The organism is Pedobacter sp. T50_32, from assembly GCF_057652195.1.
This window is the reverse complement of sequence record NZ_JBYFBY010000003.1, coordinates 600,436-616,008: the sequence shown is the minus strand read 5'-3', so window position 1 is coordinate 616,008 and position 15,573 is coordinate 600,436. Positions and strand designations below refer to the sequence as shown.

Sequence of the window (15,573 nt, the reverse complement as noted above, 5' to 3'; positions counted from 1 at the left end):
TTTATTTTTTTAGTTTAGGTTCACTAAGGTGTCTTAGGTGGTGAATTTTTGTAAAAGATTAAGTTAAATAGACCTGATAGGAGCGAACATCCCGATGTCATCCTGAGCTTGTCGAAGGATATCGGGATAAAGCGGATAGCAGGACTTTAGGAACCTAGTATTACTGATACTGCTCTTCGTAAATTAATGCATAATCAAATCTAAAATCGTACTTCTAAAATCGTAAATTTCATTACCTTTGCGGATGCTAGAAAAAATCATTATCCTCGATTTTGGTTCGCAATTCACACAGCTAATTGCACGTCGTGTTCGCGAATTAAATGTATACTGCGAAATTCATCCATTTAACAACATTCCGGAATTAGATTCTACGGTAAAAGGAGTAATTCTTTCGGGAAGTCCATCTTCTGTGCGCCAAGAAAATGCGCCATTTGTTGATTTGAATTTGTTTAAAGCTTATCCATTATTGGCAGTATGCTACGGAGCGCAGTTTATTGCACAACAAAGCGGAGGAAATGTAGAAGCATCGGCAACGAGAGAGTACGGTAGAGCTAATTTGAGCTTCGTGAATAATGAAAATCCTTTATTTAAAGGCATCTTGGTTGATTCGCAAGTATGGATGAGCCACGGTGATTCGATTACTCAAGTGCCAGAAAATTTCGAAATTATTGCAAGTACTTCTGAAGTAAGAGTAGCTGGTTATCAAGTAAAAGGAGAGCAAACTTATGCTATCCAATTCCACCCAGAAGTTACGCACAGTACAGATGGTAAAACGTTATTGAGCAATTTCTTAGTTGGAATTTGCGGTTGTAGCCAAGATTGGACTTCGGATGCATTTGCAGAAACTACCATTGCCGAGTTGAAAGCGCAATTAGGTGATGATAAAGTTGTTTTAGCACTTTCTGGTGGTGTAGATAGTAGCGTGGCTGCGGTTCTATTGCACAAAGCTATTGGCAAAAACTTACACTGTATTTTCGTTGATAACGGTTTATTACGTAAAAACGAGTACGAGAGTGTATTAGAACAATATAAAGATTTTGGCTTAAACATTAAAGGTGTTGATGCGAAGGATAGATTTTTAGGTGAATTGGCTGGAGTTGAAGATCCTGAGAAGAAACGTAAAATTATTGGTCGTGTATTTATTGAAGTTTTTGATGATGAAGCACACCAAATTCAAGATGTGAAGTGGTTAGCGCAAGGAACAATTTATCCAGATGTGATCGAATCTGTTTCGGTTAACGGTCCATCGGCAACCATTAAATCTCACCATAACGTAGGTGGTTTGCCAGATTTCATGAAATTGAAAGTGGTTGAGCCTTTGAAAACTTTATTTAAGGATGAAGTGCGTAGAGTTGGAAACACTTTAGGTTTAGAATCGTTTATTTTAGGTAGACACCCTTTCCCTGGTCCTGGTTTAGGGATTAGAATTATTGGAGAGGTGACTGCGGAGAAAATTGCGATATTACAGGAAGCAGATCATATTTACATCCAAAACTTGAAAGATGCTGGCTTATATGACCAAATTTGGCAAGCTGGAGCGATATTTTTACCAGTGCGTTCGGTAGGTGTAATGGGCGATGAGCGTACTTATGAGAACGTAATTGCTCTGAGAGCGGTAGAGTCTTTAGATGGTATGACTGCAGATTGGTGTCATTTGCCTTATCCTGTGCTCGCTAAAATATCCAATGAAATTATTAATAAAGTAAGAGGGATTAACCGAGTTGTGTATGATATTAGTTCGAAACCGCCAGCAACTATTGAGTGGGAATAAGCTTTTAGCTTTACTAACTTTTATTGCTGTGTTGGCGAGTTGTTCGCCTAAAATAACTAAGCCGGTGGTGAAAACCCCGGCTAAACCTGTTGAACAGAAACCTGCTGCCAAGTTTACGCAAGGCAACATCAGTGTTTTTGTACCTTTTCAGCTGAACAAGTTTAATTTAAAAACGGTTACCAAAGCACAAATTGGCAAAGCCGATATGGCTATTGATTTCTATCAAGGCTTGATGTTGGGCATTGATTCGGCTGCTAACGAAGGTTTAAACTTTAAGGTAAATGTATTCGACAGTAGAGATGATAACAGTCAGTTGGCTGGTTTGATTAAACGCGATGCTGTTAAAAGCAGTAATTTGCTGATTGGTCCGATATTTCCCGATGGCATCAAGTACATGACGGGTTTTTCGGAAGCTAATAAAATGCCGTTGATATCTCCCTTGGCAGCATCGAAACCTAGTGAGTTTAACAATCCTTACTTAATTTCTGTGGTTAACGATATCGAGCAGCATGGAATTAAAATTGCCGATTATGTAGCGAAACAGTACAAGACAGATCAAACTATTGTGGTGTTGATCAATACCAAAAAGTCATCTGACGAAGCTTTTGCGGCTCCAATTAGGAAGCAATTTGCAGAGAAACATTCAAATTTTGTGGTGCAGGAGTTTTCATCTACCTACGTTTTGGAAACCAAGATGGTAAAGGGTAAGAAGTATGCAGTGATTATTTGCTCAGACGATTCGCCTTTTGTAGCACCAAGCTTAACTAAGCTTCATCGCCTAAAAAATACTGCTGGCTATCCAATTCAAGTTTTCGGACATCCAAATTGGGCAAAACAAACCTATAATATCGATCAATTACAGAACCTGCAAGCGGTGGTAAGTTCTTCATATTATATAGATTATAAAGCTAATAAGGTAATTAATTTTGTGAAAGCGTATCGAGCTAAGTACGAGTTTGAACCTACGGAATATGCTTTTAAAGGCTTTGATGTGGGCTATTATTTTGGTAAGTTGATTGCGAAACACGGAGCGAATTATACAGATTTTATCGTTAAGGAAGATTATAAAGGTTTGCATAACGATTTCGATTTTGGTTATGATGCAGAATATGGGTATTACAATCAGCATTTAATGATGTTACAATATAAAAATACCGCATTAGTGCAGGTAGATTAACCCCTAAATCCCCTAAAAGGGACTTTGAGAAATTGCTTTTTTGTCGGTGCGAGAGGCTAGAAGTACGACGAGTAATCTACCTGTTAGACGCTTTAAGATTGCTTCGCAAAGCTCGCAATGACGGAGGATTTACGGAAGAACTTTTAACCAACAATAAAGCAATTCTACAATACAACAATTTAATTTAATGAAAGTACACCATCATATCAGAGCATTTGAGCAGGTTTTAGCAAGTTACGATGGTAAGTTGCCTTTGCATCGTCATTTGGTTATTTATTTTAAACAGAATAAACAAATGGGCTCGTCGGATAGGAGATGGGCAAGTAGATATATTTACAGTTATTTTAGGTTAGGGAAAGCACTTTCTGCACTGCCAGCTACCGAGCGTTTAGCAATTGCTGATTTTCTTTGCAACACCGATTTAAGTTTAGTTACCGAACATATTTTTCCTGCGGCTGCGGCACATATTACAAAACCTATTGAAGAAAAAATTGCTTTCGTAAAATCGCAATATCCGAATTTTGAGCTAGCCGATGTTTTTCCTTTTAAAAATGAACTATCGGAAGGAATAGATAAACAAGCTTTCTTGTTGTCGTTATTTGTGCAACCAGATTTGTTTATCCGAGTAAAAGAAACGCATTTGCCAACTATTAAAGCTCGAATTGAAGCGACTGGTGTTGCGGTACAAGAACTTTCTGATACTACCTTGGCTTTACCAAACGGAACAAAGTTAGAGCAAATTATTGATGATGCACGTTTGTACCAAGTTCAAGATTTTTCATCGCAGAAGACTGGAGCTTATTTCCAACCACAACCTTATGACTACTGGTGGGATTGCTGTGCCGCATCTGGTGGGAAATCATTGCTAATCCATAGTATCGAGCCAAAAGTAAAGTTGCTAGCCAGCGATGTGAGAGAAACCAGTTTGGGTAATTTGCAAGAACGTTTTATTGCGGCTGGAATTAAGGATTTCCAAAAGAAAACCATTGATTTGTTGCAAAACAACGACCAGATATTACATCACTACGAGTTTGATGGCATTTTGCTAGATGCGCCTTGCTCTGGCGCTGGCACTTGGGGGCGCACACCTGAAATGCTGTATTTCTTTGAAGAGTATAAAGTTGCAAACTATGTGAAGTTGCAGAAAGCTATCGCCGAAAACGTAGTTAAATATTTGAAACCTGATAGGCCTTTAATTTACATGACTTGTTCTGTGTTTAAGCAAGAAAATGAGGATGTGGTGAATTATCTATTAGAGAAATTCCCGCTGAAATTGGAAAGCATGGAATTAATTAAAGGCTACAATGATAAAGCAGATAGCATGTTTGTAGCGAGATTGATTAAGAAGTAAATATGATATACAAGTCGTCGTCATTTCGAACGCAGAGAGAATTGAAAATCAACGAAGTTAAATCTAACATGAGAATAGAGATTGTACCATATGTATAATGTCTTTCGTGAGATCTCTCCTAAGGTCGAAATGACGCGTTATTGAAAGTTATAGCAAATGGGAATTTACTAACTCTTCCCCTTCAACTTTCCACGTAAATAACTGATAGCTTCAAAGAGAATAGCTAATGCTCCAATGTATACCGTAAATTGCTCAAATAAGTTCATCTTCGGTTATTTATATCTTAGATGAATTTAAGCAATTAATGTTACAATCCGGTATTTGTTCTGAAAAGTTTAATCGCGATAGCTAACAAAATTACCCCAAAGCTTTTTCTGAGCACGTTTAATCCGGTTTTTCCTAAAAGCTTTTCTAATCTTGCAGTATTTTTTAGTACGAAGTAAACGAACACCATATTCAATAAAACTCCTACTAATATGTTTTCTGTGCGATATTCTGTTTTTAAGGATAGGAGTGTGGTTAAAGTTCCAGCGCCAGCAATTAGAGGAAAAGCTAGGGGTACAATAGAAACTGTTTCGGGTTCTTCGTCTCTAAAAAAATGGATACCTAAAACCATTTCCATCGCAATAATGAAGATTACTAATGAACCTGCAATTGCAAAAGACTGCACATCTACACCAATGACACTTAAGACAGCTTTTCCACCAAAAAGAAATAAAATCATGATAGCTGTTGCTACTAATGTTGCTTTTTCCGATTGGATATGACCTGCCTTTTTGCGCAAGGAAATGATAATGGGAATAGAACCCAAAATATCAATAATCGCAAACAAAATCATCGAGGTAGATAAGATTTGATTGAAGTCGAAGTGCAGAGGTTCCATACGTTAAAATTTGAAGTAAAAGTACAGCTTTAAATGTTAAAGTTGTAAGAAGATTTTATAATTGCTTGTTAAACTAATGGTTTGGATATCAATTATTCACATTATTTTGCTTCATGTATTTAGCAACATCCAACATCGGAGCAATCCACGCTTCTTGCTCTTTACTTTTGATATAGTTTAATATTTTTCTGTGATCTTCGAGTGTCACATCCATCGGATTTCCACCATCCACACCGTGAAATAAAATAACTAAAAGTGAATTAGTTTCTATCGCTTCATCCACCCATTTTTTCATTTCTGCAAAAGTATGCTTGTTTACAGCGTAGCAATCAATGGCAAACAAATCTACTTTATCAATGGGTTTCATCTCGTGTTTAACGAAACGAGCAGCAACAAAATCCTTCTTAATATCCTTCACAAAGGAAACATTATTGACAACAGTATCTGCACAAGGGTAGGCGAATGTTCGTTCTTTTTTGCCGTCTAAGGCTTCTAAAAAAGCATTACTCATCCTAATTTCGTCGAGCAAACGCGTAACGGTGTAATTGTTAAGATTGTATTCTTTCTTCACCCACTCTCTACCGGGTTTATCGCCAATACAAGGATGATATAAGGTATGGTTTCCAAGCTCAAGACCATTGGTAGCAGCTTTCTTCCAAGCGGATAAATTACTTTTAGCAGTATAAGCAGTGAGGTAAAAAGTAGCTTTTAAATTTAACGAATCTAGTAACGGAATTGCATTAGTAATATGCTGCGGAATAGCATCATCATAAGTAATTACAATTGCAGCCTTTTTATTGTTCCAAGTATTTTGGGCAATGGCACAAATACAGAAACAAATCATCAAACTCAGTAACAATACCTTTTTCATCATCTATTTTAAGTCTAAACCAAAAAAGCCCCGATTTTAGGTCGGGGCTTTAGAATTATCCTAATTTTTTATACCTAATTCTTTTCGGAGTTACATCTCCTAAACGTTTTTTACGGTTTTCTTCGTAATCAGAATAGTTACCTTCAAAGAAATAAACTTGCGAATCGCCTTCGAAAGCTAAGATATGCGTACAGATACGGTCTAAGAACCATCTATCGTGACTAATTACTACCGCACAACCACCAAAGTTTTCTAAAGCTTCTTCCAAAGCACGTAAAGTATTCACGTCAATATCGTTGGTAGGCTCATCCAGTAATAAAACGTTAGCACCTTCTTTTAGCGTAATTGCCAAGTGCACACGGTTACGCTCACCACCAGATAACACACCAACTTTCTTTTGCTGATCAGCACCGTTGAAATTAAATTTAGAAACGTAAGCTCTAGAATTTACTTGCTTGTTACCTAACAACATATTATCTAAACCGTCGGTAATGTTTTCGTAAACCGTTTTCTCTGGATTTAGGTCGTTGTGCATTTGATCTACATAACCTAATTTCACAGTTTCTCCAACTTTAAAATCCCCAGCATCTGGTTGTTCCTGGCCAGTAATTAATCGGAACAAAGTAGTTTTACCCGCACCGTTCGGACCGATAATACCAACGATACCCGCTGGAGGTAAAGAGAAACTCAGATCTTCGAACAACAATTTGCCATCGTAAGCTTTTGAAATATTGTTAGCTTCAATTACTACGTTACCCAAACGAGGCCCTGCAGGAATGAATAGTTCTAATTTTTCTTCGCGTTCTTTCCCGTCTTCGCTTGCTAATTTATCATAGTTGCTTAAACGAGCTTTAGATTTCGCATGACGAGCTTTAGGAGCCATACGCACCCACTCTAACTCACGTTCTAAAGCTTTCTGACGTTTACTTTCTGTTTTATCTTCCTGGGCTAAACGTTTCGCTTTTTGGTCTAACCACGAAGAGTAGTTCCCCTTCCAAGGAATACCTTCGCCACGATCTAATTCTAAAATCCATCCAGCAACGTTATCTAAGAAATACCTATCGTGGGTTACTGCAATTACAGTTCCCTCATAGTTTTGCAAGAACTGCTCTAACCAATCAATACTTTCCGCATCCAAGTGGTTGGTAGGCTCATCTAGCAACAATACATCTGGAGATTGCAGTAACAAACGGCACATCGCTACACGACGGCGCTCACCACCCGATAATACCGCAATCTTTGTTTCTGGGTCAGGACAACGCAAAGCATCCATTGCACGCTCTAACTTGTTGTCTAATTCCCAAGCATTCGAAGCATCAATTTTATCTTGCAACTCACCTTGGCGAGCCATTAACTTCTCCATTTTATCGGCATCAGAATAGTTTTCTTCCAAGCCAAATGCTTCGTTAATTTCTTCGTATTCTTTCAATACAGCAGTAATTTCGGCAACGCCTTCTTCAACCACTTCACGTACTGTTTTTTCTGGATCTAATTCTGGTTCTTGGGCTAAATAACCGACAGAATAACCTGGTGAGAAGACTACCTCGCCTTGGATAGACTTATCTAAACCAGCAATAATTTTTAATAATGATGATTTACCCGATCCGTTTAAACCTACAACGCCAATTTTGGCACCGTAAAAGAAGGATAGGTATATATTTTTAAGAACTTGTTTTTGTGGCGGATAAATCTTGCTTACCCCAGCCATTGAAAATATGATCTTCTCGTCTGACATGTTAAAACTTTATTTCTGCAAAGATGCTGTTATTTCGGGAGAGAAAAAAACGTTTCGGGTTTTAGATTTAATATTAGAAAAGCAATTTTCTGCCGCTATTAATGTTAGTCGGGCTATACGCTACAATCTTTTTGTTTTAGGCATCTTGTCATTCCGAGGTACGAGGAATCTATTTCTTCAGTGCTTGTAACTTTCAGATCCTTCACTGCGTTCAGGATGACAAATAATACAAAAAGTATTTTCGCTGCTATCCCGTTTAGATAACGGAAGACCATGCTATTATTTCAAACCCCTCTCTGCCCTGTGGGCATCTCTCCCTAAAAGGGAGAGAAAAGCAATGATGAAAGTTTTGCGAATTATAACGTATCCATTCCTAAGTACTGCTCTCTACCCTTTGGGGAGAGATGCCGAAGGCAGAGAGGGGCTAATCAATGAACTTCTCAAAATCCCCAATCCCTTTTCCATTTCCTCTATCGTTAAATGCCCAAAGCCAATGCGTATGGCGGTTGTTTTTCTATTTTGGTAAAGTGTGTTTTTCGGAATAAACAAATCGTTTTTCTGGCAATTCTTAGCGAGCTGTAACAGAGAAATAGGAATATTCCATTCTAACCATACTGCTAAGCCTCCGTTAGGAACATTAAATGTTGTTTGATGGCCAAAATGTTTTGCTAATAATGCACAGCAATGATCTCGACGTTCTCGGTAAACTTTTGACGACTTTTTTAAATGGCGATGGATATCTCCCTCGGCAATCATCTCTCCCAAAACCTGCTCCATAACTATATCTCCTTTTCGATCTACGATGCCGAGGTACTTTTGCATTTCGATAACAAAGTTTTGCGGCGCCACAACAAAACCAGTGCTAAAAGATGGTGCTAAAGATTTTCCGAAAGAACCAACATAAATCACCATGCCATCTGTATCTGCACTGGCTAGCGGCATCATCGTATTTTTCTCGTACTGGAAATCATAATCATAATCATCCTCAATAATAACGAAACCATGCTCTTGTGCTAAATTTAGAAGCTGAACCCTACGTTGCGCACTTAAACTTACGGTAGTGGGGTAGTGGTGATGTGGCGTAATATAAACTGCCCTAATTTTCGTTGTTTTCAGTTTTTCTGCCAGTTGGTCTACAACAATTCCATGTTCATCTACCGCGATTGTTTTAACATTTGCACCCGTCTTTTGAAAAATCATATTTGCACTAAACAAACCTAATTCAGCAACTATCACAACATCATTCGGCTCAATTAAGAGTTGTGCAATAATGTAAAGGCTCATCTCTGTACTCCGAGTAATAAGCAGATCATTTTTAGAAATATGTAAACCACGAGAGTTATTCAGGTAATTACTTAACTGTTCTTTAAAGTATTCTCCTGCACGTAACGGATTATCTATTTTCTTGATTGTGTTTTTCCGTTTAAGCGCAGCACTGTATAAGCTCGATAAGTGTTTGATTTCCGTTAAACGGATATCTGGCATCCCGTCGTTAAATTGGTAGGTACAATTAGACTGCTCAAAAGGATTATCTAAGATATTTGATTGCTTAAATGAATAGCCCGTTTGTTTCGGATAATTCGATAAAGAAACCAAGGCATCATAAGGTCGCTCAATAATTCTGGTTTTGTTATCTATGATATAAGCTCCCTTGTTCGGATGAATAGCAATCCAACCTTGTTGATGCAAATCTTCGTAAGCAGCTATTACCGTTTTTCTATGCAGTTGGAGCAATTCGCTTAAAGTTCTGCTGCCTGGCATTTTTGTTCCAGCAACTAAATAACCTCTTTGTATAGCATTTATGAGCTGTTGGGTTAGCTGCAGATAAATGGGTGTCTTCAAATTTCTATCTATCTGAATGAAACTTAAAAAAGGAATATCAACCGGACTACTCATAATCTTAAAACTGGACTATTTTAATGCGCCGGAAAGATACGAGTTTTGCGATATATTATTTAACCACAGAGACACAAAGAAACACTAAGAGATTTTAAAGACGATAACATGTTTCCAACAATAAAGCAATAAAACAATGAAAAAATTTTTATACGCATTAACTCTTATCCCAACATTAGCTATTGCCCAACAAGACACAACTAAACTCAACGAAATCATTATTTCTGAAAACAGATTGCAAACACCTTTCAGCAAACAAGCCAGAAATATTCAATTGATAAGTAAAGAGGATATTGCTAAAATGCCAGTAAAATCTATTAATGAGGTTTTGAGTTTTATTGCTGGTGTAGATGTTCGTCAGCGTGGACCATTTGGTACGCAAGCCGATATCAGTATTGATGGTGGAAGTTTCGAACAAACGCTAATTCTTTTAAACGGCGTAAAAATCTCTGATGTTCAAACTGCGCATCATTCTATGAATATTCCTGTGCCTTTATCTGCTATCGAAAGGATAGAAGTGCTAAAAGGGCCAGCGGCCAGGGTTTATGGGATTAATGCTTTAACGGGAGCAATCAATATCGTCACCAAAACATCGGCTACATCAGCTATTGAAGTAAACCTGCAGACAGGCTCTTCTTTTGAAAACAAGGCAATGGGCGATGGCAGCGGAAAATACGGTGGTGCTTCTGCTCAGCTAGCCTTGAGCATGGCTGGAAAGAAAAGTCAACATTTGTTTGGCTTTGGCGTAACTGATTACAATGGGCAGCGTTATAACAGTAGCACTTACGACCATAAATTTTTCTATCAAGGTAACATCGAATTTGATGAAAAAAACAAACTGAATTTAATGGGTGGCTACATTGACAACGCTTTTGGAGCGAGCGGTTATTATGCAGCACCTGGCGATAAAGAAGCTTTCGAAATTGTAGAAACTGCTTTGTTTGCAGTGGGTTCATCGCACCAGCTAAGCAAAAATTTTAGTTTGCGCCCAAGAGTGAGTGCCCGTTACAATTGGGACGACTACCGTTATTTCCGCAACGATTTGACTAGAGCGAGGTCATTGCATCAAACCAAAGTGTGGTCGGCAGAATTAAATAGCACCTTACATTCTACCATAGGTGATTTCGGGTTTGGATTAGAAAGTCGTTCGGAAGATATTGAGAGTACCAACATAGGCGATAGAGACAGGTACAACCACGGTGCTTATGCCGAATACAAAACTGAAGCTTTTAAGAACTTGCTTTTGAATATCGGTACTTATGTGAATTACAATACGCAGTACGGTTGGCAGGCTTTTCCGGGCTTAGATGCTGCTTATTTGTTTGCACCAAAATGGAAACTGGCATTTAACGTAGGCTCTAGTCAGCGTATTCCATCTTTCACCGATTTATATTTAAACCAACGTCCTGGAAATATTGGTAACCCTAATTTGGTGTCGGAGAATGCTTGGCAATACGAGTTCTCTCTGCAATACAAAGCTCAAAGTTTCTATGTTCAGGGGGGATATTTTTATCGTAACATTTCAGATTTTATTGATTGGGTGAGAAATTCGACAGCTGTACCTTATCAGCCACAAAACTTTGGAAATAACAAAATACAAGGCATAAACTTGACAATAGGACAGGAACTTAATTTTAGTAGTAAAAGTGCCCTTAAATATGACTTGAGCTACAATTATTTGCACGCTGGCGAAATGAGTTATGCAAATAATATCACATCTAAATATGTGGTAGAGAACTTAAAGCATCAGGCTTTAATGAGGTTAAATTACCGTTACAGCAATTGGCAGGCAACATTAGCCAATAGGTGGATAGAAAGAGAACTCAAAAATCCTTATTTAATTACAGATTTCCGCTTGATGTATGGAAAATCTAATTGGAACATTTATACGGAAGTAACCAACTTATTTGATAAAGAATATATTGAAGTTGCTGCAGTGCCGCTACCGAAAAGATGGTTTGCACTGGGCGCTAATTTGAGGTTTGGACTTTAAACTTTGTTTTTCGCGTCATTGCGAGGTACGAAGCAATCTTAAAGCAAATTACTACTTCTTGAGTTGTAAGATTGCTTCGTACCTCGCAATGACGATTAACTAACCGGCAATGACGAAATATGCTTGAAGTTGTGATGCTAGTTTTTTGAAATCTTGCTCATCATCTAAATCAACAAAAAACTCCATTTGCCAAGCTTTGGTTTTTTCGGCTTGCTTATTTTCTGGAATATCCCAGTTGGGATAAACTCTAAAACCTCGTTTGCCTTCTTTAGTAGCGTTAGTTAGAATTTGGTTCTCGGTTAAAGCTGACTTCGAAAAAAGAAACAAACCGCGTTCGCCTTCTTTTTCTACGTAGATGATATAAAAGTCGAAATCATCTTTAACATTAAAAGGTTCGGTTATACCGTTAGCGTTTCTTCGCCAAAGCGTAACAAACTGTCCTATCTTTTTTGGGGTGATTTTAGCTTTTCTAAATTTGACTTTTGAAGTATTTAATTGGAAATTGTAACCAAAGTATTCTTCACATTCTAAGTCGGGTTTGATATCAGCTATCTTAAAATCAAAATGAGTAACTATTGGTTGTAGTACCCTAGTTATTATCGTTGATGATTGCATAAACTACGTGATCCTGATATTTTCCGTCTTTTTTTGTGTGACATTTCAGTATGCCTTCTTTTGTCATTCCGGCGTTCTCCATTACTTTTCCCGAAGCGATATTAAAATCGAAATGCGTTGCAAATATTCTTTTTAACTTTAATTCTTCAAACCCAAATTTAATGATTGCCTTTGTTGCTTCGGTAGCAAGTCCTTTGTTCCAAAAGTCTTGGTGCAGCCAATAACCTAATTCTGCTTTATTGAATTTCTTATCAATACCTAAACCTATACCGCCAATAATTTTACCATGTTCTGGATCTCTAACGGCAAAAATATAAGCACTTTCATTCTCAAAACTATCTTTAGCTAGCTTTATCCAAAATAGCGCACTTTCTTTGGTGTAAGGCTTTGGAATGTTGATCGTGTTTTGATAGTAAACATCATTTTGAAGTGCCTCAACAATATCTTCAGCATCGCTTAATAAAGGCTGATTTAGCATCAATCTATCTGTAATTAATGTGGGATACGTTTTCTGCATTTCTTAAGCTATTCTTTCAATAATATTACTCAAATATTTCTATTATAAAAATAGGCGGATGATTACACCCGCCTATTCCAAAATATTTAATTTAGAAGAGTTTAATTCTTATAAGTAAACCACTTAAACATTTCTTTAAAAGTAGTTTTCTTGCCGTACATTAAAATACCAACGCGGTAAATTCTGCCAGCTATCCACACTGTGGCAACAAAACCAGCAACTAAAACTGCCATAGACAATACCAGCTCCCAAGTTGGTACGCCATAAGGAATACGAACTACCATGGCAATAGGAGAGGTAAACGGCACCATAGACAACCAAAATGCGGTACTGCCGTAAGGATCGTTAGTTACCACACTTAACGAAAGTGCATAGCCCAACAATAGCGGCAACATTACGGGCATCATAAACTGTTGGGTTTCCGTTTCGCTGTCTACGGCAGAGCCGATGGCCGCATATAAAGCACTGTAGAATAGATATCCTCCCAAAAAGAAGAAGATGAAAACAAATACAATTTTACCAATATCTAAGCCAGCTAAACTTTTTTGGATATCGCCAATCGGTCCTGCCTGCGTTGCTGCAGCAGCCATCTGAGGACTAGCCTGCGTAACCTGACTTTGTGCCTGTGCAGCAGCAATTTCCTTCACATCATCTTTATTCACAAAAATGCTCACCGCCGCCGTGCTGATGGCCAAAGTAAGTACAATCCACAACATAAACTGTGTTAAACCAACCAAGGCAATGCCAATAATTTTGCCCATCATTAATTGAAAAGGCTTTACTGAGGATACCATTACTTCGATAATTCTGCTAGTCTTTTCCTCAATTACGCCACGCATTACCTGCACACCGTAAAGCATAATGAACATAAACATCATGATACCTGCAGTGAAGGCAATAAAGCTGCTTGCACCAGCGCTCGATTCTTTCTCATCGCCAGTTTCAGCTATTTTTTTGGTCGTAATGTCAACTTCCGTTTTCAGCTTATCTAAATCGGCCTGCGAAATACCCGATTGCTTCAGCTTTTGCGTTCTAATCAACTCCTCAATATCACCCGAAATACGTCTGTTCAGCGACATTCCTGCTTGTTTAGCGCCAAATAATTCAATTCCTTTTGGGGCCTCTAACGTAAACTCAGGTAAGTAGAGAATATAATCGTATTCAGATTTGTTGAGGTCTTTCTTCGCCTCTTCTAAGCTCGATTTAAGGTAAGTGTACGAAGTATTTTTGTCCGTTTGCAACTGCTCGGTTAAGGTTTTGTTGTCGCTCACCACCGCAACGCTGTCGTGTGTATCCTTAATTCCTTTGTACGTGAAATAGCCAATCAGTGCATAAACACCCGCAATTAACAGCGGTGTTAAGAAAGTCATCACAATGAACGATTTCTTCTTCACTCTCGAAAAATATTCCCTTTGGATAATGAGTAAGATTTTATTCATGGCTTTGCCCTTTCACTTTTTCAATAAAAATATCGTTCATGGTTGGTATCACTTCGTCTAAGCGGTGAATATTCACAATAGGTAGCAATTGCGCCAAAGCCTCGTTTGCTGTACGATTTTCGTTCAACTTTAATTTAACCACTTGGTGTCCCTTCACTTCTTCGCTTTGCAGCACGCTGTAAATTTCGTTGCTGGTAGCGCTGTAATCGCCTTCGTATTCTACCCAATAGGTATTGCTGCGGTAGCTCGCTTTAATATCATCAACCGCACCATCTAAAATCTTTTGCGATTTGTTAATCAGCGCAATGTTGTCGCAAAGTTCTTCCACACTTTCCATGCGGTGCGTAGAGAAAATGAAAGTTGCTCCGTTTTTGTTCAGTTCTAAGATTTCATTTTTAATGATATCAGCATTTACAGGGTCGAAACCAGAGAAAGGTTCGTCTAAGATAATCAGTTCAGGTTGGTGCAAAACTGTAGCTACAAATTGCACCTTTTGCTGCATCCCTTTACTCAAATCTTCCACTTTTTTATTCCACCAATCCTTCATTTCCAGCTTTTCAAACCAATATTTAATTCGTTTGGTGGCCTCTGCACTATTCAATCCTTTCAGTTTAGAAAGATATAGCACTTGCTCGCCAATCTCCATTTTTTTGTAGAGACCACGCTCTTCGGGCAGGTAGCCAATTTGCGAAATGTGTTTGGTGTTCAGGCGTTCGCCGTTGAAAAATACTTCCCCGCTATCGGGAGCTGTAATTTGGGTAATAATTCTAATGAGGGAGGTTTTACCAGCACCGTTTGGACCCAAAAGCCCGAAAATTTTGCCCTTCTCTACTTCCAAACTCACATCATCTAAGGCACGGTGCGTAGCATACTGCTTTACAATATTCTTTACGCTTAACATATCTATCGTTTAGTTTCGATGATAAGATAGCAAAAAGGTGGTTTTGTTACGTAAATTTTATGTTTTTTAGAAAATCGATGTCAGTTTTCATCGGCGGGTGTGGCCCTGTTATCCGTTACAATCTTTTTGATTTCTGTTGCCGTCATTTCGAACGCAGAGAGAAATCTCAAAAATAAATGCATCTATGTAACAGATTTCTCTCTACGTTCGAAATGACGCTCCAAAAAGTATTTTCACTACTATCAGGTTTAATTAACAAACAACTGTGCTTCAATGCCAAAAACACTCCGCCCGTTAGTACCTTTCTACAAGAGGGGTATGCGTGATGAATTCCCTCCGATAAATCGGAGGGTGGTTGAAAACCATGGTGTTTATAGTAATTGTAAAGCTTTGCGGCCTCTGCGTTGCTCTTCTTTTCTTTGCG

The 15,573-nt window shown here is 38.2% G+C and carries 12 protein-coding genes; 4 read left to right on the top strand and 8 right to left on the bottom strand.

The window, feature by feature from the left end:
* The first annotated feature begins 244 nt into the window (after positions 1–244).
* The 3 genes from guaA to AC23ME_RS13310 all read left to right on the top strand — a co-directional run bounded on the left by guaA (position 245) and on the right by AC23ME_RS13310 (position 4,299).
* Positions 245–1,771: a glutamine-hydrolyzing GMP synthase gene (gene guaA / locus AC23ME_RS13320; RefSeq protein WP_487728258.1), complete on the top strand. Its 1,527-nt coding sequence runs from the start codon at positions 245–247 to the stop codon at positions 1,769–1,771.
* Positions 1,728–2,948 carry an ABC transporter substrate-binding protein gene (locus tag AC23ME_RS13315; protein WP_487728257.1) on the top strand — a complete coding sequence of 407 codons (1,221 nt, stop codon included), beginning with the start codon at positions 1,728–1,730 and terminating at the stop codon, positions 2,946–2,948. Before guaA ends, AC23ME_RS13315 begins: the two co-directional genes overlap by 44 nt.
* A gap of 187 nt (positions 2,949–3,135) precedes the next feature.
* Positions 3,136–4,299, top strand: a complete 1,164-nt coding sequence (locus tag AC23ME_RS13310; RefSeq protein WP_487728256.1) for an RsmB/NOP family class I SAM-dependent RNA methyltransferase — start codon at positions 3,136–3,138, stop codon at positions 4,297–4,299.
* Between the two features lie 307 nt (positions 4,300–4,606).
* Here the strand turns inward: AC23ME_RS13310 and AC23ME_RS13305 are convergent, their stop codons facing one another.
* The 4 genes from AC23ME_RS13305 to pdxR form a co-directional block, all read right to left on the bottom strand.
* Positions 4,607–5,182, bottom strand: a complete 576-nt coding sequence (locus AC23ME_RS13305) for a MarC family protein (protein ID WP_487728255.1) — start codon at positions 5,180–5,182, stop codon at positions 4,607–4,609.
* 88 nt (positions 5,183–5,270) lie between these two features.
* Entirely contained in the window at positions 5,271–6,056 is a 786-nt protein-coding gene (locus AC23ME_RS13300) for a polysaccharide deacetylase family protein (RefSeq protein ID WP_487728254.1), read from the bottom strand.
* Positions 6,057–6,108: 52 nt separating this feature from the next.
* The gene (gene ettA / locus AC23ME_RS13295; RefSeq protein WP_487728253.1) at positions 6,109–7,788 is read right to left on the bottom strand and encodes an energy-dependent translational throttle protein EttA; all 1,680 of its coding nucleotides are present in this window, start codon (positions 7,786–7,788) and stop codon (positions 6,109–6,111) included.
* A 387-nt stretch (positions 7,789–8,175) separates the two neighbouring features.
* The gene (gene pdxR, locus AC23ME_RS13290; RefSeq protein ID WP_487728252.1) at positions 8,176–9,684 is read right to left on the bottom strand and encodes a MocR-like pyridoxine biosynthesis transcription factor PdxR; all 1,509 of its coding nucleotides are present in this window, start codon (positions 9,682–9,684) and stop codon (positions 8,176–8,178) included.
* A 136-nt stretch (positions 9,685–9,820) separates the two neighbouring features.
* On the opposite strand from pdxR, the gene AC23ME_RS13285 reads away from it, so the two are divergent.
* Positions 9,821–11,677 carry a TonB-dependent receptor plug domain-containing protein gene (locus AC23ME_RS13285; protein WP_487728251.1) on the top strand — a complete coding sequence of 619 codons (1,857 nt, stop codon included), beginning with the start codon at positions 9,821–9,823 and terminating at the stop codon, positions 11,675–11,677.
* A 99-nt stretch (positions 11,678–11,776) separates the two neighbouring features.
* Here the strand turns inward: AC23ME_RS13285 and AC23ME_RS13280 are convergent, their stop codons facing one another.
* From AC23ME_RS13280 to AC23ME_RS13265, 4 genes are all read right to left on the bottom strand, one after another.
* Positions 11,777–12,292 carry a MepB family protein gene (locus AC23ME_RS13280; protein ID WP_487728250.1) on the bottom strand — a complete coding sequence of 172 codons (516 nt, stop codon included), beginning with the start codon at positions 12,290–12,292 and terminating at the stop codon, positions 11,777–11,779.
* Positions 12,267–12,809 carry a GNAT family N-acetyltransferase gene (locus AC23ME_RS13275; protein ID WP_487728249.1) on the bottom strand — a complete coding sequence of 181 codons (543 nt, stop codon included), beginning with the start codon at positions 12,807–12,809 and terminating at the stop codon, positions 12,267–12,269. The genes AC23ME_RS13280 and AC23ME_RS13275 overlap by 26 nt, the downstream gene beginning before the upstream one ends.
* A 101-nt stretch (positions 12,810–12,910) precedes the next feature.
* Positions 12,911–14,248: an ABC transporter permease gene (locus AC23ME_RS13270; protein WP_487728248.1), complete on the bottom strand. Its 1,338-nt coding sequence runs from the start codon at positions 14,246–14,248 to the stop codon at positions 12,911–12,913.
* A complete protein-coding gene (locus AC23ME_RS13265; protein ID WP_487728247.1) occupies positions 14,241–15,149 on the bottom strand; it encodes an ABC transporter ATP-binding protein in 909 nt (302 codons plus the stop codon). The genes AC23ME_RS13270 and AC23ME_RS13265 overlap by 8 nt, the downstream gene beginning before the upstream one ends.
* Positions 15,150–15,573: the final 424 nt, after the last annotated feature.